The following is a 22,657-nucleotide window of genomic DNA, read 5'->3' as shown; positions in this document are numbered from 1 at the left end:
GCCTCGAGTGTGAGGGGCGTATGTCAAGCAGGGGGATGCCTTGTTTCTGGCACAAGAAATTATCCGTAAAAAACGCGATGGTCAGCCACTGAGCGAAGAAGAAATTCGTTTCTTTATCAATGGTGTTCGCGACAACGTCGTTTCCGAAGGTCAAATAGCTGCTTTGGCGATGACCATCTATTTCCATGATATGAGCATGCCAGAACGTGTGGCACTCACCATGGCAATGCGTGACTCTGGCACCGTGCTGAACTGGAAGAGTCTGAACCTCAATGGCCCAATGGTGGACAAACACTCCACTGGCGGTGTCGGTGATGTCACGTCTCTCATGCTTGGCCCGATGGTTGCTGCCTGCGGTGGCTATGTCCCGATGATCTCTGGCCGTGGTTTAGGTCACACTGGCGGGACATTGGATAAATTGGAAGCGATTCCTGGGTTTGATATTTTCCCCGATGACAGCACATTTCGTAAGATCATTCAGGATGTTGGTGTTGCCATTATTGGCCAAACCAGCTCATTGGCTCCGGCAGATAAGCGCTTTTATGCCACCCGTGATATCACCGCAACAGTGGACTCCATCCCACTGATTACCGCCTCTATTTTGGCCAAGAAACTGGCTGAAGGTTTGGATGCGTTGGTGATGGATGTCAAAGTCGGTAGTGGTGCTTTTATGCCGACTTATCAGCTATCTGAAGATCTGGCGCAGGCTATCGTTAGTGTCGCGAATGGTGCAGGGTGTAAAACTACGGCGCTGCTGACCGACATGAACCAAGTGCTGGCATCCAGTGCCGGTAATGCGGTAGAGGTGCGCGAAGCCGTGCGCTTCCTGACGGGCGAATATCGTAACCCGCGGCTGCTTGAAGTGACGATGGCCCTGTGTGTGGAAATGCTGCTGTCGGGTGGATTGGCACAGGACGATGCCGATGCCAGAGCCAAGCTGCAAACGGTATTGGACAACGGCAAAGCGGCGGAAGTTTTTGGCCGCATGGTGGCGGCACAAAAAGGCCCGAGTGATTTCGTCGAACGTTATGACCATTACTTACCCGCAGCCATGTTGAGCAAGCCAGTATTTGCCGAACGCCCGGGGATTATCACTGCGATGGATACGCGTGCACTTGGTATGGCTGTCGTTTCCCTTGGGGGAGGCCGTCGCCTTGCATCAGACCCTATCGATTACAGTGTGGGTCTGACCGATATGGCCCGTTTGGGGAGCCGTGTTGACGGTCAGCAACCACTCACTGTAATTCATGCCAATAATGAAGATGATTGGCAACTGGCGGCAGATGCGGTACGAGCAGCTATTACTTTGGGTGATAAAGTGCCGGAAGAAACCCCCGTGGTTTATCGCCGTATCACTGAATAAACGCCATATTTTATGGGACGCCGCTACGCGTGCGAACCGATGCAGGAGAGAATGATGAAACGTACATTTATTATGGTATTAGACTCATTTGGTATTGGCGCTAGCGCCGATGCTAAGAAATTTGGCGACGAAGGGGCTGATACGTTGGGCCATATCGCCGAGGCCTGCGCCCGTGGTGAAGCCGATATTGGTCGTAGCGGCCCATTGAAATTGCCTAACCTGTGCCGTTTAGGTCTGGGTAAAGCTGCCGAAGAATCGACCGGTAAATTCCCGGTAGGTCTGGATAAGAATGCAGATATCATTGGTGCTTATGGTTATGCCAGTGAGTTATCTTCTGGTAAAGACACGCCATCAGGCCACTGGGAAATTGCTGGCGTACCGGTCTTGTTCGACTGGGGTTATTTCAGTGATGTGGAAAACAGCTTCCCACCAGAGTTACTGGATAAACTGGTCAAACGCGCCAATTTGCCGGGTTATTTGGGCAACTGTCACTCTTCAGGCACCGTGATCCTTGATCAACTGGGTGAAGAGCACATGAAAACCGGAAAACCGATTTTCTATACCTCTGCCGACTCGGTGTTCCAGATTGCCTGCCACGAAGAAACATTCGGTTTGGATCGCTTGTATGAGTTGTGTGAGATTGCTCGCGAAGAACTGACCGAGGGCGGTTACAATATTGGTCGTGTGATTGCGCGCCCGTTCATTGGTGATAAACCGGGCAACTTCCAACGTACTGGCAACCGCCACGATCTGGCTGTTGAACCGCCAGCACCGACTATGTTGAAAAAACTGGTGGATGAGAAGGGCGGCGAAGTGGTGTCTATCGGCAAAATCGCCGACATCTATGCGCATGTTGGGATCACGCATAAAGTGAAAGCCACAGGTCTGGATGCCTTGTTTGATGCCACTATCGAAGAGATGAAGAAAGCCGGTGACAACACTATCGTGTTCACTAACTTTGTTGATTTTGACTCTTCTTACGGTCACCGCCGTGATGTTGCAGGCTATGCCGCGGCTTTGGAATTGTTCGACCGCCGTCTACCAGAGTTAATGGCGCTGGTGAAAGAAGATGACATCCTGATCCTGACGGCAGACCATGGTTGTGACCCAACTTGGCCGGGCACCGACCATACTCGTGAGCATATTCCGGTCTTGGTTTACGGTCCGAAAGTTAAGCCGGGTTCACTGGGGCACCGTGAAACCTTTGCCGATATTGGGCAGACGGTTGCCAAGTATTTTGATTTGTCACCCATGGATTACGGAAAAAGTATGCTGTAGGGCCAAGTTGGGCGTGGGCAGTGCTAAGAATCCTCGCGTACTGCGTGTACGCACCGGTTTTTGCGCGCTGGCCGCACCCAAACTGCCTATGCTCATCTAGGTCTTCTAGTTAATAGAATTCTACTGAATTGGGATTGTGGGAAAACACTAACATTTCAGTGATATAAATTTTAATTATCTGATTTTTAAGGAAAGTGATTATGGCAACGCCACATATTAATGCTGAAATGGGTGATTTCGCTGACGTTGTTTTGATGCCAGGGGATCCACTGCGTGCAAAGTTTATCGCAGAAACCTTCCTGAAAGATGTGCGCGAAGTGAACAATGTGCGCGGCATGTTGGGCTTCACCGGCACCTATAAAGGGCGTCCAATCTCTGTGATGGGCCACGGCATGGGGATCCCGTCCTGCTCCATTTATGCGAAAGAGTTGATCACTGATTTCGGTGTAAAGAAAATTATTCGTGTGGGTTCCTGTGGCGCGGTGCGTGCTGACGTTAAACTGCGCGATGTAGTCATCGGCATGGGCGCGTGTACGGACTCCAAAGTCAACCGCCTGCGTTTTAAAGACCACGATTACGCGGCAATTGCTGATTTTGAAATGACCCGTAACGCGGTTGATGCAGCTAAAGCGAAAGGGATTGATGTCCGTGTGGGTAACATCTTCTCCGCTGACCTGTTCTATACGCCAGATCCACAAATGTTTGATGTTATGGAAAAATACGGCATTTTAGGTGTAGAAATGGAAGCAGCAGGTATTTATGGTGTAGCTGCTGAGTTCGGTGCTAAAGCCCTGACTATCTGTACCGTATCTGATCATATCCGTACCGGTGAGCAAACCACCGCAGCCGAGCGCCAGACCACGTTTAACGATATGATTGAGATAGCATTAGAATCTGTGTTACTGGGCGACCAAGCGTAATTTCGTTAACCTAACAGAATCGAACCACAGTATTTCGGTTCTGTTAGGCGTTATTTTAATCTTCACTAATCTATTCATCTGTCCTTTTGATTTTCACCTCCTTCCTTTACATATCATATTATTAGCGATATAAATCTATTCACAGTTCTATTCATTTTTCTATTCATGGAGCTATTCAAATGCCTTCCTTGGAAATGTTATTACGACAAGGCCCCGCTACGGCAAGCTCCTTGGCACAGGCTTTGGCCATTAGCCAGCCGACCGTATCTCGTCTAATCAATGGGTTAAAAAGTCGAGTGCTAAAGATCGGGAAAGGAAAATCGACCCGTTATGCTTTACTTCGGCTGGTTACAGGCATTAGTGAATTCCCACTCTACAGAATTGACCGCTTCGGGAATGCCAGCCATTTTGCCAATTTATACCCGATCTATCCGGCAGAAATGTGTTGTGTCCATCAATTGGATGACAATACATGGCAACAATTTGACAGCCTCCCTTGGTATCTGGCAGATATGCGGCCACAGGGGTTTCTTGGCCGAATTTGGGGCAAGTCTGTCGCTGAACATTTGCAGCTTAATAAGGATATTCGTGGGTGGAATGAAGATAATATCCTGCTCGCGCTATCTCGCATGGCGGATGACAGTAACGGCAATATTTTGCTCGGGCAAGAAAGTTATCAGCATTGGCTCGTTAAGCCTGATGCTGTTCCCATTCCACCATCAGACAAGCTGCAACGTTATAATGAATTGTCTCTAATGGCGCTTGCGGGGGAAATGGTGGGTTCCTCAGCTGGTGGGGAGCAACCTAAATTTACTTGTTATGCCGGATATGAGGAAAAGCCTCCGTCATATGTTATCGTCAAATTTACTGCTGCGCAGGATAACCCTAACGCGCAGCGTTGGGCGGATTTACTTATTGCCGAGTCTTTGGCGTTAAATACCTTAAGAAATGCAGGATATTGCGCCGCTGTCAGTCACATATTGCAATATCAGGATAGACAAACTTTTCTGGAAGTTGAGCGTTTTGACCGTTTTGGTCAGCGTGGCCGTATTGGCATGGTGTCTTTGGAGGCAGTAAATGCCGAGTTTATCGGCATACCTGTAGCCAGTTGGCCGAAAGTATGTCGAGAATTGGCCGAGATAGGTTTACTGAGTATGGTTGACCTTGAGCAAGTCAGACTGTTTTGGGCTTTCGGGGTGTTAATTGCGAATACTGATATGCACCATGGAAATCTATCTTTCCTGCATCCGGAAAATCGTCCCCTATCTCTTGCGCCTATCTATGACATGTTACCTATGGCTTTTGCTCCATCAGGCACGGGGAATATGCGACAAATGGTGCCGGATATCACGTTATCGGCTGATGTTGGTCGTGAACATTGGCAGCAGGCAAAGCAACTGGCCGAACAATTTTGGGGTACTGTTAGTACCCATCCTAATATCAGTGTGAACTTTAAAGTTATAGCCAGTCAGATGCAGGAGAAGATAGCGTCATTGTCACCTATCATTGAGCGCATGGCGTAATTCCCTGTTCCTGACACCATCCCACTATTTATCATCCGGTTTTTTGTCTGCTTCTGGCGTAGCTGTGGGTGTCTCTGATGCGCCATCGTCATTATCATCTTCTTTGACGGGGGTATTGGCGGTCAGCAGATAAGGTGATTGCTGCCAACGGCTGCGGCGACCTTGTAATAGGGTTCGGGCCAGAATAATGCCCACGGCCAGCGCGACCAATATCATCAGCCGCAACAAATTGGTGGTATTATCCACTTGCTTGGATTCAGTGGCTAGCACGTGAGTGTCCAGTGTCATGCGCAAAAATCCACTTGGCCCGCTTTTACCGGGGATCAGTTCGACAATCTGGTGATTGAAATAACTGCCGGGGCGTTTGCCATCTAAAGCCAGCCGGTCGCGTACTTTTACGTTTTCTCCAGCAGCGGCGACCAGAGTCCCGTCAATCTGATATACGCTGGCATCTAATATGCGGCTTGATTGCGTCAATTGCTGGAGAATGGCATCAACTTTTTGGCTATCAATATCATCATCGCTAGTATCCATAATGGGCGACAGGCTGAAAGTGACTTGTCTTGCCAGTGTCTTCGCCAACTCTTCAACTTGTTCCGAACGGGCCAGTTGATGACTGAGGCTGAAATAGGATGCACCTTGCATAAGCAAAACCAGCAATGCCAAGCAAATCAGCACAATAGCAGTACGGTGCAATCGAAATTTTAATTTAGCCTTGGCCATTCAGGTTCCTTGCCGTATTTGATGACTTTATGTTGCCAGAAGTTATTACGATAGGATAGTTTGATGCACTATTTCTACCCTGCATATTTCACATTGCTGCGGTGTTGGCTTCCTTCACTCACACCCGTTACAGAGTGAAGTAAGCTCTTGGGGATTTTCTCTGTTGCCGCCTTGGTGCAACGCAAAATCTACTGGGTACATGTTGTCGATTTTCGTTTTCTACAGGAGTAGTTCATGTCTAATAGTCTGACCTATTGCGATCTCCCCGCAGAGATCTATCAATGGCCGGGTTTACCACTTTCACTCAGTGGTGATGAAGTCATGCCGCTGGATTATCGTGCTGGTCATACAGGTTGGCTGTTGTACGGCAGAAAACTGGATAAAAAGCGCATTACCCACTTCCAACGTCAACTCGGTGCCGCCATGGTGATTGTTTCCGCTTGGTGTGTTGAAGATTACCAAGTGATTCGCTTGGCGGGCAGTTTGACCCCAAGAATTAAAACGCTGGCCGATGAAAATGGGCTAGATGTAGCCCCGCTTGGCACTATTCCGCATCTGCGCACTCCGGGCCTGTTAGTGATGGATATGGACTCCACCGCCATCCAAATTGAATGTATCGATGAGATTGCCAAGTTGGCGGGAGTGGGTGAGGAAGTGGCAGCCGTCACTGAACGTGCGATGCAGGGTGAGCTGGATTTCTCAGCCAGCTTGCGTCAACGAGTCGCGACCCTGAAGGGGGCCGATGCCAATATTCTTAAGCAAGTGCGTGACGAATTACCCTTGATGCCGGGGTTGACCAGCCTAGTACGTAAACTTCAGGCGTTGGATTGGCATGTCGCAATAGCCTCCGGCGGATTCACCTATTACGCTGAATACCTGCGCGACAAATTGCGGTTGGTAGATGTTGCGGCCAATGAGCTTGAAATCAAAGACGGCAAACTGACAGGCAAGGTGCTCGGGCCGATTGTCGATGCACAATATAAAGCCGACACGCTGCTCAAACTGGCAGAGAAGCTGAATATCCCTGTCGCGCAAACCGTGGCTATCGGTGATGGTGCTAACGACCTGAAAATGATGCAAGCCGCCGGTCTTGGTCTGGCCTTCCACGCCAAGCCGAAAGTGTACGCTAAATCCAAAGTGGCGATTCGCCATGGTGATTTGCTGAGTGTGCTGTGTATCTTGACCGGGAGTCTTAAGCACGAAGAACGATAATCCCCCGCGCCCTTGGCACTACAGCGGTGTTAGCGGCACTCACTTACCCGAATCACTGACTTGAGTCAGCTCATCGGGATGCGTTTGTTTGCAGCCTTGCTGTAGTACCAATGGCTTTGGGGATAGCACTAAGTAAAAAAATAGATTGTTAGGCCGTCATATTGAGGTGAAACGTGGCTAAAGCACCAAAACGGGCATTCGTCTGCAATGAATGCGGGGCTGATTATCCGCGCTGGCAAGGGCAATGCAGCGCCTGCAATGCTTGGAATACCATTACTGAAATTCGGCTCGCCGCTGCGGCGACGTCCTCATCCCGTCATGAGCGTTTTGGTGGTTACGCGGGGGATGCCGGAGTTAGCCGGGTACAAAAACTATCCGATATCAGTCTGGAAGAATTGCCGCGGTTCTCTACCGGCTTTCTTGAGTTTGACCGAGTGCTGGGCGGCGGTGTTGTCCCGGGCAGTGCTATCCTGATTGGTGGCAATCCGGGGGCAGGGAAGAGTACCTTGCTGCTGCAAACCCTCTGCAAACTCTCCGAAAGCATGAAAACGCTGTATGTCACTGGCGAAGAGTCACTACAACAGGTTGCTATGCGGGCGCATCGTCTGGGGTTACCCACTGCTGGCCTGAATATGCTGTCGGAAACCAGTATTGAACAGATTTGCCTGATTGCCGAGCAAGAACAGCCACGATTGATGGTTATCGACTCAATCCAAGTCATGCATATGGCGGATATCCAATCGTCGCCGGGCAGTGTGGCGCAAGTGCGTGAAACCGCCGCTTATCTCACCCGTTTTGCGAAAACCCGTGGTGTTGCCATTGTGATGGTTGGGCACGTGACCAAAGATGGCTCGCTGGCGGGGCCGAAAGTCTTGGAGCACTGCATCGACTGTTCAGTGATGCTTGATGGTGACGGTGACTCACGTTTTCGCACGCTGCGCAGCCACAAAAACCGCTTTGGTGCTGTCAATGAACTGGGTGTCTTTGCCATGACTGAGCAAGGTCTACGCGAGGTCAGTAACCCATCAGCCATTTTCCTCAGCCGTGGCGATGAAGTCACAGCAGGCAGTTCGGTGATGGTGGTATGGGAAGGGACGCGCCCATTGCTGGTTGAGATTCAGGCACTGGTGGACCACTCGATGATGTCAAATCCGCGCCGAGTCGCAGTCGGGTTGGAACAAAACCGATTAGCTATTTTACTGGCCGTTTTGCATCGACATGGCGGTTTGCAGATGTCTGACCAAGACGTGTTCGTCAATGTGGTCGGTGGCGTAAAAGTGACAGAAACCAGTGCCGATCTGGCTTTGCTGATGTCGCTAGTTTCAAGCTTACGTGACCGTCCGCTGCCGCAAGATTTAGTGGTCTTTGGGGAAGTGGGGCTGGCGGGTGAAATTCGCCCAGTGCCGAGTGGCCAGGAGCGTATTTCAGAGGCGGCCAAGCACGGGTTTAAGCGCGCTATCGTGCCGTATGCCAATATGCCAAAGAAACCGCTACCGAATATGCAAGTTTTCGGCGTGAAGAAGCTGGCCGATGCACTGGCAGTGTTGGAAGATTTGTAACGCCATAGCGCACATTTAGTCGTGTCCATCGCGCGGCATACTGTGTTACTTTTGTTTAGTGTGCTAAACAAGGAGGCGGTATGCTGCAGTTCGACTATCTTAAAACAGCGATTAAGCAAAAGGGTTGTACTTTACAGCAGGTGGCCGATGCCAGTGGCATGACCAAAGGTTACTTAAGTCAGTTACTCAATGACAAAATCAAAAGCCCCAGCGCACAAAAGCTAGAGGCTCTGCACCGCTACCTTGAGCTGGAATTTCCGCGTCGCGAGAAAAAAGTCGGCGTGGTGTTTGGTAAATTTTACCCATTGCATACCGGGCATATCTATCTCATTCAACGTGCTTGTAGTCAGGTTGATGAGCTGCATATCATTCTTTGTTTCGATGAGCCTCGCGACCGTGAGCTGTTTGAAAATAGTTCTATGTCGCAGCAACCAACGGTCAGTGACCGCTTGCGCTGGCTACTGCAAACCTTTAAATATCAGAAAAATATTCATATTCATTCATTTGATGAACATGGGATTGAGCCGTATCCCCATGGTTGGGATGTCTGGAGCCATGGCGTCAAAAACTTCATGGCGGAAAAGGGGATTGTCCCCAGCTTTATTTATTCCAGCGAAAGTCAGGATGCACCGCATTACCATGAACAATTTGGTATCGAAACCATTCTGATCGACCCGCAACGTTCATTTATGAATATCAGTGGCCGCCAGATCCGCCGTGATCCTTTCCGCTACTGGGATTATATCCCCACCGAAGTGAAGCCTTTCTTTGTGCGTACTGTAGCAATATTGGGGGGGGAATCCAGCGGAAAATCCACGTTAGTCAATAAGTTAGCCAATATTTTCAATACCACCAGTGCGTGGGAATATGGCCGTGATTATGTTTTCTCTCATCTGGGGGGCGATGAGATGGCACTGCAATATTCTGATTATGACAAGATTGCATTGGGTCAGGCGCAATATGTTGATTTTGCGGTTAAATACGCCAATAAAGTGGCTTTTATTGATACTGATTTTGTCACCACTCAGGCATTTTGTAAGAAATATGAAGGGCGCGAACACCCGTTTGTGCAGGCGCTGATTGATGAATACCGTTTTGACTTGGTGATTTTGTTGGAGAACAACACGCCGTGGGTCGCTGATGGTTTACGCAGCCTCGGCAGTGATCGTGACCGCAAATCTTTCCAGAAACTACTGGAACAGATGCTGCGCAGCAATAATATTGAGTACGTCCATGTTGAGTCGGCGGATTACGACGAGCGCTTCCTGCGCTGTGTCGAACTGGTTCAGCAATTACTGGCTGCCGATTTGCAAAGGCTAGCTCGCCCATCAGTATTAAGTGAAATACAGCAAGAAGATTGATGTGAATTTTGCATTCAAGGGCGGAATAGTCCTGGCCGCTTGCATGCGGACAGTGCGCAGAATCCAGAGCGCACACAGAATGCGTGAGGATTTCGAGCACTGCCCAAATATCAAATAGCGGCTAAAATAGCCCTTTTGATGAGTAACTCATCACGACCTTACCGCGCATATGCCCACCCGCCACTAGGTCGTGGGCCGCTTTCAAATTCTCGACCGTCAGACCATGCAATGTTTCACTTAGCGTGCTTTGCAGTTTCCCTTCATCAACTAACTGACTGACTTGTTTTAAAATCTCCCCTTGCTGGGCGATATCCGGTGTAGAGAACATGCTGCGAGTGAACATAAATTCCCAATGCAGAGCTGCGCTTTTCAGTTTCAACTGATTCTGATCCAGTGGTTTTTCGTTCTCCACAATGGTACAGATTTGTCCCAGAGGGGCGATCAGTTCGCTGATGGCGGGCCAGTGACCGTCGGTATCATTCAAACAAAGAATATAATCGACTTTATTGATACCTTCTTTCTGCAACTGTGTTTTTAACTCACGATAATCCACGACTAAATCTGCACCGCGTTCACGACACCAAGCCGCTGATTCTGGGCGTGATGCAGTCGCAATCACTTTTACCGAACTACGTAATGCAGCTAGAGGGATCGCCAGTGATCCCACACCACCGGCACCGCCAATGATAAGCAAACTTTTACCTGCACTGGCCTGCTGAATTTTCAGATGTTCAAACAGTGCTTCCCACGCAGTGATAGCGGTGAGTGGTAGGGCCGCGGCTTGCGCCCAATTGAGTGAACTTGGCTTGTGAGCAGCAATACGCGCATCAACCAACTGTTGAGTGGCATTACTACCGGGGCGGGTGATATCACCGGCATACCAAACTTCATCGCCGGCACGAAAATCGGTCACTTTCTCACCGACATTGATGACCACACCTGCGGCATCCCAGCCCAGAATACGCGGTTGTTGTAGGCCATTTTTCTTCAGACCACCGTGTACTTTGGTATCCACTGGATTGATGGAAGCGGCTTTAACATCGACTAGTAAATCAAAGGGGCCAGGTGTGGGTGAATCCAAAGTGATTTCAATAAAATCAGCGGGTTGTTGTGGGTTTACGGCAATGGCTTTAATGGACATTATGGTATTCCTGCTCCTGTTTAGCGTATCAACTGAGTCTAGACCACTCTGGTGATGGTGATAAGATGGACAATCACTAACGCAGTGTTCGCCTGAGATAAACAATCATGCTTAAGAAGCCTAATCATGTTTAAGCAACTTCAAGATATGGCGCTGTTCGCCAAAGTCGCAGAGTGTGGCAGCTTCACTCGTGCGGCTGATATGGCTGGTTTACCTAAATCTAGCGTCAGCCAGCGCATTAGCCAGTTGGAGCAAAATCTGGGGATTCGGTTGCTCAACAGAACCACCCGGCAATTGAACCTGACTTTTGCCGGTGAGCGCTATCTGGTGCATTGTCAGGAGATGCTACAAGCCGCTGAGCGGGCTGATTTGGCACTGCAACGGCTGAAGGATAATCCCAGTGGGCGTTTGCGTGTTTCCACACCGGCAGGGTTGGGTGCCACATTACTCGCCCGGCTGGCAACAGATTTTCAGCAGCAATATCCTGATGTTCTGCTGGAAGTTTTAGTCTCAGACACCATGGTGGATTTGGTTGAAGATGGTTTTGATGTAGCACTGCGAACCGGTAAACCACAGGATTCGTCACTGATTGGCCGGCGGCTGGGATATGCCCCGCGCTATCTGTTGGCCTCTCCTGCTTATTTGGCACAACACCCGCCACTGATCCACCCGCGCCAATTGGATACTCATCGCTGTATTGCCCACCGTGCTTGGCAGGCGTTGATTTTGCGTCGCGATGATGAGTTTTATCGCTGGCAGGTACCTGCGCTGCATGTGACTGATAATCTGTTATATGCCCGAGAATGTGCACTGAACGATGGCGGTATTACGCTACTTCCCGCCTTCTTAAGCCGTGAAGTGGTGGCTAATAAGCAATTAATTGAAGTGTTGCCGCAGTGGCAAGCTGAGGGGAATGAGCTGTATCTGGTCTACCCAAGCCGTAAGTTGAACTCACCCGCATTGAGCTGTTTTATCGATGTGGTGATTGGGCATCCAGTGTTTGAGGATTATGTGCAGGGGCTGGACATGTCGTAAGAGAAGTGGAGTACGGGGCTACCGGCTCCACTTTGTTCGCTATTTCAGATTACAACCTTCATTCCAAATAAAACACTTCGCGCAGGGGCTGGCTCACCGGGCTGTTATCCGGGTGACTTGGCATAACATCGGCCATATGTTGCCACCAGCGTTGGCACACCGCGGTTTGTGCTACGGCATCCCAGCGCTCTTCCGATTCAATTTCGACAAAACCAAACAGTAAATTGCGTGCTTCATCGAGGAAAATTGAGTAGTGGTGAGCGCCATGTGCTTTCAGTACCGCTGCTAGTTCCGGCCAAATAGGTGAGTGTCTACGCTGATATTCAGCATGAGAATCTGGATTGACTTGCATAACAAACGCTTTGCGTATCATGAAGTTATCTCCACTCAAAGTGCCTGTAAGTACAGGGTTCTGACTTGCTCACGACTCGCCGGACGCGGATTGCAAGGCGCGCAAGGGTCGGCCAGTGCCTTATCTAACCAGCCTTCAATATCACTTTCCTCAATACCTAAGGAGGAGAATCCATGAGGAATACCGACTTGCAGCGACAATTCACGAATAGCCGCTATCGCCTGATGGCTGGCTTGCTCATCACTCATTTCTTGAGTGTTTACGCCCATGGCCTGCGCAATGCGAGCAAAACGGCTGACGGCTTGTGGGCGATTATATTCTTCAACTACTGGCAGTAAGATAGCGTTACATACACCATGAGGAAGGTTATGTGTGGCCCCGGGCTGATGAGCGAGTGCGTGCACCAAACCTAACCCCGCGCTGTTAAACGCCATGCCAGCCAAATATTGCCCACAGGCCATCATTTCGCGAGCATGCAGATTCTTGCCATCCTCCACTGCTAATGGCAGCCACTGGCTAATTAGGCGGATTGATTCGAGTGCTGAATGGTCAGTTAGCGTATGTGCACCTAGCGAGACATACGCTTCGATTGCATGGGTGAGGGCATCCATTCCGGTTGCGGCAGTGACGCTGGCAGGAATATTGAGCATCACCGAAGGGTCGTCCACCGCAATGTCGGGGATGATATTGGTGTCGATAATCACTTCCTTCACTTGCCGCTGACTATCAATAATAACGGCATTACTGGTCAATTCTGCTGCAGTCCCTGCTGTGGTGTTGATGGCGATTAGTGGAACACCGGTTTGTTTGACCTTACCCACGCCAGAATAAGCTGTAGATGGCCCCGGATTGGCCGTCAGTATCTTAATCGCTTTAGCGGTATCAATGGGGCTGCCACCACCGAAGGCTATCAGATAGTCACATTGATGCTGCGTGAAGGCAGTAAAACCCGTCTGTACTAACTCTTCGGTAGGATTAGGAAATACCTCAGCAAACAGCGCATAAGGTAACTGGTGCTGCTCCATCGCAACAAATAAGCTGTCCAACAATCCCAGCTCGACCAATTGCCCATCAGTCACAATCAGTGCTTTCCCCCACCGTTTGTCGCTGAGTAAGTTAACCATATCGCCGATTGCACCGGTGCCGTGCAAGCTGATTTTCGGCAGTGCCAACATGAAACTCATACTGTACTCCTCAAATAATGCATAGATGATGATGGCCCCGATGTTGGTCGGGGCTTGGGCTGAGGGATTAGGCGTCCAGTGCAGCAGCCAACGGCGTGACATCAAAACGTGCCGCTAGCGCAATCAGTTGCTCGCGTGAAATAGTCTGTTTCTTGCCGCCCATCGACAGAACCTTCACCATGATTTCGGCCGATTTCTCGGCGGTATCAATCAAACCAAAGGCGTCATCCAGCGTAGGCCCACTGCCGAAAATGCCATGGAAAGGCCAAAGCACCAGACTGTGTTCGCGCATTTGTTCCGCCGTCTGAGTGCCAATCCCATCAGTACCCGGCACCATCCACGGCACAATGCCAATTCCATCAGGGAAGACCACCAGACATTCGGTACTGCCTTCCCATAACAGGCGGGTGAAACTGGCGTTCTCGAGTTTTTGTACATAACTCAGAGCAATCAGATTGGTGGCATGACAATGCATGATGACGCGATTACTCCCGCCGCTGACTTGCATCCGCACAATATGAGATTGGAAATGGGCCGCCAGCTCAGAGGTGGGCAGCCCTCCCTGAGTTAGCCCCCAGTGAATGTGATAAGCCATGCCATCATTACTGACTTGCAGCAACACCAGATTTTCAGCCGGATTCAATTCCACATTGCGGAAAAACTTGCCAGAACCAGTGACAAGGAACCAGCTATTTGCCAGTTCGGGCGCGGGTTGCGTCAGCTCTACGTGACGCGGCTGAGGATAAAAATCGCGACGATAAGGTTCAACCTCTTCAGCCAGCAACCGCAAGCTGATATTGCCACCGTTACGTTCGTCCCACCCTTTGCGCCACATATCGCTGGTGGCTTTAATCATTCCTTCAATAAACCAGGAAGATAGAATTGATTGCATCATCATGAGTCCTTAACGTTGGCTGAGAATCTGTTGTTCGTATTCACGGACGGCATCAAGCCAGCGAGCATCGACTGGCACGTCATTACGCTGGCAGTAACCTTCCCAAATGGCTTGCCATGGCAGAGATTTTTGCTCTTCCAGTAGTGCCAACCGAGCGGTGTAATCACCGCGTAATTCCAGTTGGCGCAGCATGTCGGTAGGTTCCAATAAGGCGCGCAGCAAGGCTTTTTTCATGTTACGGGTTCCAATGACCCATGCGGCGATGCGGTTGATAGAGGCATCGAAGAAATCCAGACCGATATGAACGCGATCAAACAGGTTGTGGCGGATGATTTCACTGGCGATGGCCTGTGTTTCATCATCGAGCAAGACCACGTGGTCACTGTCCCAACGAACCGGTCGGCTGACATGCAGCAGCAGGCGCGGGACATACAACATGGCGCTGGATATTTTGTCGGAAATCACTTCAGTAGGGTGGAAGTGACCGGCATCTAGGCACAGTGCCGTTTGGCGGCTGGCGGCATAACCCATATAAAATTCGTTGGAACCGACGGTATAGCTCTCAGCACCAATACCGAACAATTTGCTCTCAACGGCATCAATATGGTGCTCTGGGCTTAATTTTTCACTGATGACCTCATCCAGTGCTGATAGCAGGCGCTGACGGGGGGCTAGTCGATCAATGGGGGTGTCTTTCATGCCATCGGGGATCCAAATGTTCATGACGGATGGTGTGCCTAATTGTTCACCAAAATAGGCAGAAACCCGGCGGCTAGCCTGACAGTGTTCAATCCAGAACTGACGGATTTCCGGGTCTGGATGCGACAGGGTAAAACCGTCGGCACTCAATGGGTGGGAGAAGCAAGAGGGGTTAAAATCCAGCCCTAAATGATGTTTTTTAGCCCATTCAACCCAGCGGCTAAAGTGGCGTGGTTCGATTTTATTGCGCGCTACCGGGGTATCAGACTCCAGATAGATGGCGTGTAAATTGAGTCGCTTAGGACCGGGAATGCATGTTAGTGCCAATTCAAGGTCAGAGCGTAGTTCGGTCGCATTGCGCGCTTTCCCGGGGTAGTTGCCGGTGGCCTGAATCCCCCCGGTCAATGCGCCTTCTGGGTTTTCAAAGCCGGTGACATCATCGCCTTGCCAGCAATGCATGGAAACTGGCAACGTATCAAGACGGGTCAGTGCGGCATCGACATCAACGCCGACAGCGGCAAATCGCTGTTTAGCCAGATCCCAGGCCTGTTCAATAGAGTTCGTCATATGCAAAGTTCCTTAGGTAATTGACTCAGTGACTGGAATTGCAACCAATGGGCGGCAAAGTCAGCGTTGTCGTGAGGGGATAAATGATGCAGAGGGAAGTTATTCGCCACGATGCGGCGGTAATGAGTGACATCAGCCACTTCGCCCAATGAGATTAATTGGCTACCAATATTACCGAGTGTTGAAGCCTCAACTGGCCCCATGCTGACATTCAAACCGCAAGCATCGGCGCAGAGTTGATTGAGAAATTGGTTTTGGCATCCGCCACCGACAATATGTAAATGGCTGATAGGGCGTCCGCGTAGTTCTGCCAACTCTTGCGCCACTTGCCGGTATAGCATGGCGAGGCTATCAAAAATGCAGCGGGCCAGTTGAGCGGCTGTGAGGGGGACTGAAAACCCATGTTCGCGACAAGCATCTTGGATCTCGCGGCACATATTAGGCGGATTGATAAATCGACTATCATTGGGGTTGATCAGCGAGCGACAGGCGGGTTGTTGCGCTGCTTGCTCAATCAATTGCGGTAAATCGTCAATCTGTAATTCGTCCGTTGCGCGTTGCAGTAACCACAGACCCATAATATTTTTGAGTACCCGATAGCGACCTTCAGCACCACCTTCGTTGGTGATATTGCTGCATTGCGCTTGATGGTGAGTGAGTGGCGTTGCACTTTCAAAACCCATCAGTGACCAAGTTCCGGAACTAAGATAGGCAGCATCAGCATCAATCAGGGGGGCGGCAAGAACCGCACTGGCTGTATCGTGGGTGGCAACAGCAATGACCGGAACTCGTTGGCCGCGGGGACTGTGCCAGTAGCCGATAGTTCTACCGGGTTTGCTGGGCTTGCCAAACCAATGGGCCGGCACGCCAGCATAAGTCAGTAAGTCGCTATCCCAGTCATCGGTGTCAATGTTGAGTAATTGGGTCGTGCTGGCATTGGTATATTCCCAGTTAAGTTGGCCGGTAAGGCGATAATGCAAGTAGTCTGGGATCAGTAGGAGATGAGCGACATCGGCAAGCAGATGGGGTTGCTGCTCACTGAATGCCCGTAATTGATACAGAGTATTAAATGGCAAGAATTGAATACCGGTGCGGCGATAAATCGCCTTGCTGCTCAGTGTCTGTTGTGCCTGTTCCATGACACCCTGAGTGCGGCTATCACGATAAGAGACTGGCTGCCCGACACGCTTGCCTTGCTTATCTAGCAATACGAAATCCACACCCCAGCTATCAATACCGATGCTGTCCAGCGCTATCCCTTCGCTGTCGAGTTGATTTAAACCCTGACGGATAGATTGTTCAATGGCATCAATATCCCAGACATCTGAGCCATCAATGGATTTAATCTGATTAGTAAAGCGGCAGACTTCCCGCAATGTCAGCTCTTGTTGATCTGGATAATAACTTGCCAGCATCACACGCCCACTAGAGGCTCCAAGGTCAATCGCGACCATGTGCCGTGAGGCGTTTGGTGATGTGGCTGTTGATGATGAACATGTGGATTGTGTGGGCATGATAAGCGGCCTGTTGTTTCTCGATGCCCAACAGTGTAGAAATTTGCCTGATCTACGACCTTCTCATCACTGCCAACCACTATGGCTATCTGGCAGAATGACAAAAGTGAAAGTGAAACAGCTCACAGTTTCGTATTTATGCATACCATCCCCCACCTGTGACCTTGCGCATATTTTTCAACATTGCCGCGCCTATCTAAAAAAAACCGCCGCTAAAGTGGCTTTTAGTGTCAAAAATTGAAGGTTTATTCACCACTGCTGCTTTTACTATCGAGAGATGAAGCAGGGCGATTTCGCCGTGCCTGTCGAAAGAGGGCAAAAGATGACTGTATTGCACAGTATTGATTTTTTCTCTTCCAGCTCATCACCAGTAGCTATTGAAGCTCGTGCACCACAACCTGCATTTCCTGAGCATCATCATGATTTTTATGAAATCGTTATTGTCGAAGAAGGGGCTGGCGTACATGTTTTTAATGGTAATCCTTATACATTAAGCAGTGGTTGTGTCTGTTTTGTTCGTGACCATGATCGCCATTTGTTTGAATCAACGGAGGGCTTATTCCTCACCAACGTGCTGTTTCGTGCTCCTGATGCTTTTCGTTTTTTATCCGGCGTTGGTCATTTTCTGCCCCAAGAGAGTGAGGGGGTTTACCCCTCTCATTGGCGAATAAATGGACAGATTTTGCAGCAGGTAAAATGTTTGATTGCTTGTCTTGAACACGCACCACAAAGTGATTTGGCGGAAGATATTGCTCTGCATGAGAGTGTTTTTATGCAGTTATTGGTGAAACTGTGGCAGGGATGCCGGGCACAAGTAGGAGATGATCAGGAAGGGCGGTTATGCCAACTATTGGATTGGTTGCAGAACAACTATAGCGAGGTAATTGAGTGGACAGAATTAGCCGACCGCTTTGCATTGCCACTGCGAACGCTACACCGCCAGCTAAAGAATCAGACTGGAATGACACCTCAACGCTATCTTACTCGGTTGCGCTTGCTACAAGCTCGCCATCAGCTATGTTACAGCGACAGCAGTGTTACTGATATTGCCTATCAATGTGGTTTCGGTGACAGCAATCACTTCTCAACCTTATTTAAGCGGGAGTTTTCACAATCTCCTCGTGATTTACGCAGTCAGCTTTAGCACCTTTCTATGCTAACCGATAAGGGCGTGAATGGTATCACGGTAAAAATTGGCAGTTTCAAGATAATGTTCTGCTCATTAATTAATCTATAACAATAAGGCTGTATGCATGCGGACACCACTGCTGTTAGAAAGCCGGGATTATTTACCATCGGAACAGATGCCGGTGGCGGTAACCAACCGATATCCGCAGGAAGTCTTCGCAGAGCACACCCATCAATTTTGCGAAATTGTGATTGTCTGGCGGGGGAATGGTTTACATATCCTGAACGACCATCCTTACCGCATTACCTGCGGAGATGTTTTCTATATCCAGGCAGAAGATCATCATAGCTACGAATCCGTACATGACTTGGTATTAGATAATATTATTTATTGTCCAGAGCGGCTTCGTCTGAATGCGCAATGGCATAAGTTACTGCCACCTTTTGGGCATGAACAGAATCAGGGATATTGGCGGTTAACAACACAAGGAATGGCGCAGGCGAGGCCTATCATTCAGCAGTTGGCGCAGGAGTCGCGCAAGACAGATTCTTGGTCAATACAATTGACTGAGGCATTGTTGCTGCAACTTGCCATCGTACTGAAACGTCATCGCTATCGGGCTGAACAAGCTCACTTATTACCAGATGGTGAGCAACTTGATTTAATTATGTCAGCGTTGCAGCAAAGTTTGGGGACTCATTTTGACATGACTGATTTTTGTAATAAAAATAAATTGGTTGAGCGTTCGCTAAAGCAGCTTTTTCGCCAGCAAACAGGGATGAGTATTAACCATTATCTTCGTCAAATTCGGTTGTGCCATGCCAAGTCTCTCTTGCGGTGTAGTGAGCATCGTATCAGTGATATTGCCGCTCGCTGTGGATTTGATGACAGTAATTACTTCTCTGTCGTTTTTACCCGTGAGGCCGGTATGACACCACGAGATTATCGTCAACGTTTTGTTCGCTCCCCTGTATCGTTGGCTAAAAATGGCAGTGATAACCACAGTGCTCTTGTCTAGCCCCCTCCTTCGCAACGCCTATCCATAAGATAACGGGCAGGTTTTTCAACTCTGCCCGTCCATATAATAACGTTTAATTATGGATACTAAGCCGCCATGCCCAAGCCAACGATATTGGCTGCCAGAATAATCACCAGACAACCAATACATAGTACGGTCACCGGTTTTCTGGCTGAGCATTTCCACTCTTTAAGTAGCAGACCAACAATGCCTCCACACAGGACATAGAAGCTCATGTGCAGCATCCAGCTCATATAATCATATTGTTGTGGGATCTTGGCGTGGCCCCAAGCATAGAAGAAGAATTGCAGATACCACATCAACCCGGCTAATGCTGAGAACAAAATGTTGGTGATCAGCAGTGGTTTGGCAATCGAGAAATCAGCTTTGACTGACAGGTTTTTGAGTGTCGCTAGGCGGATAAAACAATAACTCAAATTAATGAGCGCCCCACCCCCCATAATGATGACGTAGCTAGGTAGTGCGACATAGAGTGGATTGATGCCTAACGCACTGGCCGCTTCATGCATAGGTTTGGCGGCATCCATGGCAAATGACATGCCAGCAGAGAAGATACCGCACATTACAGCCAGTATTAGCCCTTTTTTCAGGTTGAACTCTTCTGCCTGAATCCCCATAGCCCGCTCTTTCAGTAACCCAGCATAACTAACGATGGCAACACCTATTAGAGCCACAAGCACCCCTAGTAAGGTCATACGTCCGCCTGCGGTACCGAATAGCACATCAAAACGCCCTTGTAGAATCGGTGTCATCAATGTGCCGATAATCAGTGTGATACCGATGGCAATCCCAATCCCCATCGACATTCCAAGGTAGCGCATCGTCAGGCCGTAGTTGATATTACCAATCCCCCACATGGCCCCGAACAGGAATACCGGCAGTAAGGTGGCGATGCTGAAAGAACCGTAATATTGCCAAAAGTCAGGTAATAATAAATAGCTAACTGTCCATGGCAGGATGAGCCAAGAGACGAGGCCACCCACTGACCACATGGTTTCCCATGACCATTTTTTTACTTGTTTAAACGGCGCGTAAAAACACGCCGCACTGGCAGCGCCCACCAGATGCCAAATTATCCCCAATATAATCGCATTGTTCATCTTATTATCCTTCGTTGTGATGGTGCGGGGAGGCGCAGAACGGGAAGGGCGCACAAACCGCTGATGACGAAGGAGTCTAAATAGTGTGCAGTCTTGTCACCTTCGGCTGACTGCCTTAAGACAAGGAAAGCTGGCAAAATTCAGTGGGTAACAATGATGATGATCACAGAATAGAATTCTGGTGACGGACGGCTTAATGGGAGAGGTTATCGCGGCAGGAATTCGGCTCGCCATCGTATTAATAGGCGGTTTTTTCCCATTGAAAAAGGCCTGCAATCGCAGGCCTCTGATATAACTCGGTCATCTTTTTCCGGTTTTCACCGGAAACTCATTACTTGGTCATTTTCTTATACTTAATACGGTGTGGCTCCAGCGCTTCAGCGCCCAGAGTGCGTTTTTTCCACTCTTCGTATTCAGTAAAGTTACCTTCGAAGAACGCCACTTTGCCTTCATCTTGATAGTCGATGATGTGGGTAGCTATGCGGTCGAGGAACCAACGGTCATGGGAAATAACCATGGCGCAGCCCGGGAATTCCAGTAAGGCGTTTTCCAGTGCGCGCAGAGTTTCAATATCCAGATCATTGGTCGGTTCATCGAGCAGCAACATATTGCCGCCAACTTGTAGCAATTTGGCCAGATGGATACGACCGCGTTCACCGCCAGACAGCTCGCCGACTCGCTTGCCCTGATCGATCCCTTTAAAGTTAAAGCGGCCAACATAAGCGCGACTTGGAATTTCAAAGTTGCCGATCTTCATGATGTCCTGACCGCCGGAAACTTCTTCCCAAACGGTTTTGCTGTCATCCATGTTGTCACGGAACTGATCAACCGATGCCAACAGCACAGTGTCGCCCAGTGAAATCGTGCCGGAATCAGGTTGTTCCTGACCAGACAACATGCGGAACAGGGTTGATTTACCCGCACCATTCGGCCCGATAATCCCGACGATAGCACCCTTTGGCAGTGAGAAAGTCAGGTCGTCAATCAGTACGCGGTCACCATAAGACTTGCACAGATGCTCAACTTCTAGCACTTTGTCGCCTAAACGTGGGCCAGGCGGAATGAACAACTCACTGGTTTCGTTACGCTTTTGATATTCAACGCTGTTAAGTTCTTCAAAACGGGCCAGACGAGCTTTGCCTTTCGCCTGACGGCCTTTTGGATTCTGACGAACCCACTCCAGCTCTTTCTCGATAGATTTGCGACGGGCCGCTTCGGAAGAGGCTTCCAGCGCCAGACGAGCATCTTTCTGTTCCAGCCATGAGGAGTAGTTACCTTCCCATGGAATACCTTCACCACGGTCAAGTTCCAGAATCCAACCCGCCACGTTATCAAGGAAGTAACGGTCATGGGTGATGGCGACAACAGTGCCTTCGTAATCATGCAGGAAGCGCTCCAGCCAAGCCACGGATTCAGCATCCAAGTGGTTGGTTGGCTCATCCAGCAGCAGCATGTCAGGTTTTTCTAGCAATAGGCGGCAGATAGCAACACGACGGCGCTCACCACCGGATAAGTTGGCAATTTTTGCATCCCAAGGTGGCAGGCGCAAAGCATCCGCAGCACGTTCTAACTGGTTATCCAGATTGTGGCCGTCATGGGATTGGATAATCGCTTCCAGTTCACCTTGCTCTTTCGCCAGTTTGTCGAAATCTGCATCTGGATCGGCATACAGCGCGTAAACCTCATCCAACCGAGTCAGGGCGCGTTTAACTTCGCCAACCGCCTCTTCAACCGATTCGCGTACAGTTTGTTCAAGGTTCAGTTTTGGTTCCTGTGGCAGGTAACCAATTTTGATCCCCGGTTGTGGGCGCGCTTCACCTTCAATATCGGTATCAATGCCCGCCATGATGCGCAAAAGAGTCGATTTACCTGAGCCGTTCAGGCCCAGCACACCAATTTTGGCCCCAGGGAAGAAACTCAAGGAGATGTTTTTCAAAATATGTCGTTTCGGCGGAACTACTTTGCCGACGCGATGCATGGAATAGACGTATTGAGCCACGTTGCGTCTGCCTCTCTATATATCAGTTTTTATTGGATGTCTGGTGCGGAGTGTAGCCCGTTTT

At 49.6% G+C, this 22,657-nt stretch carries 19 protein-coding genes and 1 pseudogene; 11 read left to right on the top strand and 9 right to left on the bottom strand.

What is annotated here, in order from left to right:
• Nucleotides 1-40: 40 nt before the first annotated feature.
• The 4 genes from deoA to yjjJ all read left to right on the top strand — a co-directional run bounded on the left by deoA (nt 41) and on the right by yjjJ (nt 5,084).
• A complete protein-coding gene (deoA, locus tag ACIOG0_RS18600; protein WP_050100060.1) occupies nt 41-1,363 on the top strand; it encodes a thymidine phosphorylase in 1,323 nt (440 codons plus the stop codon).
• A gap of 54 nt (nt 1,364-1,417) precedes the next feature.
• Nucleotides 1,418-2,641, top strand: coding sequence for a phosphopentomutase (gene deoB / locus ACIOG0_RS18595; protein WP_050100062.1), 1,224 nt, complete (start codon nt 1,418-1,420; stop codon nt 2,639-2,641).
• Nucleotides 2,642-2,841: 200 nt separating this feature from the next.
• Nucleotides 2,842-3,561, top strand: a complete 720-nt coding sequence (gene deoD / locus ACIOG0_RS18590) for a purine-nucleoside phosphorylase (protein WP_050100064.1) — start codon at nt 2,842-2,844, stop codon at nt 3,559-3,561.
• 179 nt (nt 3,562-3,740) lie between these two features.
• A complete protein-coding gene (gene yjjJ / locus ACIOG0_RS18585) occupies nt 3,741-5,084 on the top strand; it encodes a type II toxin-antitoxin system HipA family toxin YjjJ (RefSeq protein WP_050100067.1) in 1,344 nt (447 codons plus the stop codon).
• A 24-nt stretch (nt 5,085-5,108) separates the two neighbouring features.
• Here the strand turns inward: yjjJ and ACIOG0_RS18580 are convergent, their stop codons facing one another.
• Nucleotides 5,109-5,807, bottom strand: coding sequence for a YtjB family periplasmic protein (locus ACIOG0_RS18580; protein WP_050296348.1), 699 nt, complete (start codon nt 5,805-5,807; stop codon nt 5,109-5,111).
• A 234-nt stretch (nt 5,808-6,041) separates the two neighbouring features.
• Between ACIOG0_RS18580 and serB the strand changes: the two genes are divergently transcribed.
• The 3 genes from serB to nadR all read left to right on the top strand — a co-directional run bounded on the left by serB (nt 6,042) and on the right by nadR (nt 9,939).
• Nucleotides 6,042-7,019: a phosphoserine phosphatase gene (serB, locus tag ACIOG0_RS18575; protein WP_050140889.1), complete on the top strand. Its 978-nt coding sequence runs from the start codon at nt 6,042-6,044 to the stop codon at nt 7,017-7,019.
• 173 nt (nt 7,020-7,192) lie between these two features.
• Complete coding sequence (gene radA / locus ACIOG0_RS18570; RefSeq protein WP_050100073.1) at nt 7,193-8,578, top strand: DNA repair protein RadA; 1,386 nt, start codon at nt 7,193-7,195, stop codon at nt 8,576-8,578.
• Between the two features lie 80 nt (nt 8,579-8,658).
• On the top strand, nt 8,659-9,939 hold the full coding sequence (gene nadR / locus ACIOG0_RS18565; RefSeq protein WP_050100075.1) for a multifunctional transcriptional regulator/nicotinamide-nucleotide adenylyltransferase/ribosylnicotinamide kinase NadR: 1,281 nt from the start codon (nt 8,659-8,661) through the stop codon (nt 9,937-9,939).
• 121 nt (nt 9,940-10,060) lie between these two features.
• Here the strand turns inward: nadR and ACIOG0_RS18560 are convergent, their stop codons facing one another.
• Nucleotides 10,061-11,080, bottom strand: coding sequence for a zinc-binding alcohol dehydrogenase family protein (locus ACIOG0_RS18560; RefSeq protein WP_128451357.1), 1,020 nt, complete (start codon nt 11,078-11,080; stop codon nt 10,061-10,063).
• Between the two features lie 126 nt (nt 11,081-11,206).
• On the opposite strand from ACIOG0_RS18560, the gene ACIOG0_RS18555 reads away from it, so the two are divergent.
• Nucleotides 11,207-12,115 (top strand): LysR family transcriptional regulator, encoded by a 909-nt coding sequence (locus ACIOG0_RS18555; RefSeq protein WP_128451358.1) that lies wholly within the window; start codon nt 11,207-11,209, stop codon nt 12,113-12,115.
• A gap of 58 nt (nt 12,116-12,173) precedes the next feature.
• Here the strand turns inward: ACIOG0_RS18555 and rhaM are convergent, their stop codons facing one another.
• The 5 genes from rhaM to rhaB form a co-directional block, all read right to left on the bottom strand.
• Nucleotides 12,174-12,488, bottom strand: coding sequence for an L-rhamnose mutarotase (gene rhaM / locus ACIOG0_RS18550; protein ID WP_050100079.1), 315 nt, complete (start codon nt 12,486-12,488; stop codon nt 12,174-12,176).
• A gap of 14 nt (nt 12,489-12,502) precedes the next feature.
• On the bottom strand, nt 12,503-13,651 hold the full coding sequence (gene fucO, locus ACIOG0_RS18545) for a lactaldehyde reductase (RefSeq protein ID WP_050140927.1): 1,149 nt from the start codon (nt 13,649-13,651) through the stop codon (nt 12,503-12,505).
• A 67-nt stretch (nt 13,652-13,718) separates the two neighbouring features.
• Complete coding sequence (gene rhaD / locus ACIOG0_RS18540; protein ID WP_050100151.1) at nt 13,719-14,543, bottom strand: rhamnulose-1-phosphate aldolase; 825 nt, start codon at nt 14,541-14,543, stop codon at nt 13,719-13,721.
• A gap of 12 nt (nt 14,544-14,555) precedes the next feature.
• Nucleotides 14,556-15,812, bottom strand: coding sequence for an L-rhamnose isomerase (locus ACIOG0_RS18535; protein ID WP_050100081.1), 1,257 nt, complete (start codon nt 15,810-15,812; stop codon nt 14,556-14,558).
• Entirely contained in the window at nt 15,809-17,266 is a 1,458-nt protein-coding gene (gene rhaB, locus ACIOG0_RS18530; RefSeq protein ID WP_128451359.1) for a rhamnulokinase, read from the bottom strand. The genes ACIOG0_RS18535 and rhaB overlap by 4 nt, the downstream gene beginning before the upstream one ends.
• Here rhaB and ACIOG0_RS18525 point away from each other — a divergent pair.
• The 3 genes and pseudogenes from ACIOG0_RS18525 to rhaR all read left to right on the top strand — a co-directional run bounded on the left by ACIOG0_RS18525 (nt 17,265) and on the right by rhaR (nt 19,473).
• A pseudogene (locus ACIOG0_RS18525) lies at nt 17,265-17,427 on the top strand (phosphoribosylaminoimidazole synthetase). The gene rhaB and the pseudogene ACIOG0_RS18525 sit on opposite strands and share 2 nt — an antisense overlap.
• A 221-nt stretch (nt 17,428-17,648) precedes the next feature.
• Nucleotides 17,649-18,470: an HTH-type transcriptional activator RhaS gene (gene rhaS / locus ACIOG0_RS18520; protein ID WP_050100089.1), complete on the top strand. Its 822-nt coding sequence runs from the start codon at nt 17,649-17,651 to the stop codon at nt 18,468-18,470.
• A gap of 109 nt (nt 18,471-18,579) precedes the next feature.
• Nucleotides 18,580-19,473, top strand: a complete 894-nt coding sequence (gene rhaR / locus ACIOG0_RS18515; RefSeq protein ID WP_050140883.1) for an HTH-type transcriptional activator RhaR — start codon at nt 18,580-18,582, stop codon at nt 19,471-19,473.
• An 86-nt stretch (nt 19,474-19,559) separates the two neighbouring features.
• Here the strand turns inward: rhaR and rhaT are convergent, their stop codons facing one another.
• Nucleotides 19,560-20,594 (bottom strand): L-rhamnose/proton symporter RhaT, encoded by a 1,035-nt coding sequence (rhaT, locus tag ACIOG0_RS18510; protein WP_145581869.1) that lies wholly within the window; start codon nt 20,592-20,594, stop codon nt 19,560-19,562.
• Nucleotides 20,595-20,925: 331 nt separating this feature from the next.
• A complete protein-coding gene (ettA, locus tag ACIOG0_RS18505) occupies nt 20,926-22,593 on the bottom strand; it encodes an energy-dependent translational throttle protein EttA (protein WP_050140882.1) in 1,668 nt (555 codons plus the stop codon).
• Nucleotides 22,594-22,657 lie beyond the last annotated feature (64 nt).

The organism is Yersinia vastinensis, from assembly GCF_044905075.1.
GTDB lineage: Bacteria > Pseudomonadota > Gammaproteobacteria > Enterobacterales > Enterobacteriaceae > Yersinia > Yersinia vastinensis.
This window is presented reverse-complemented; position numbering and strand designations above follow the sequence as displayed.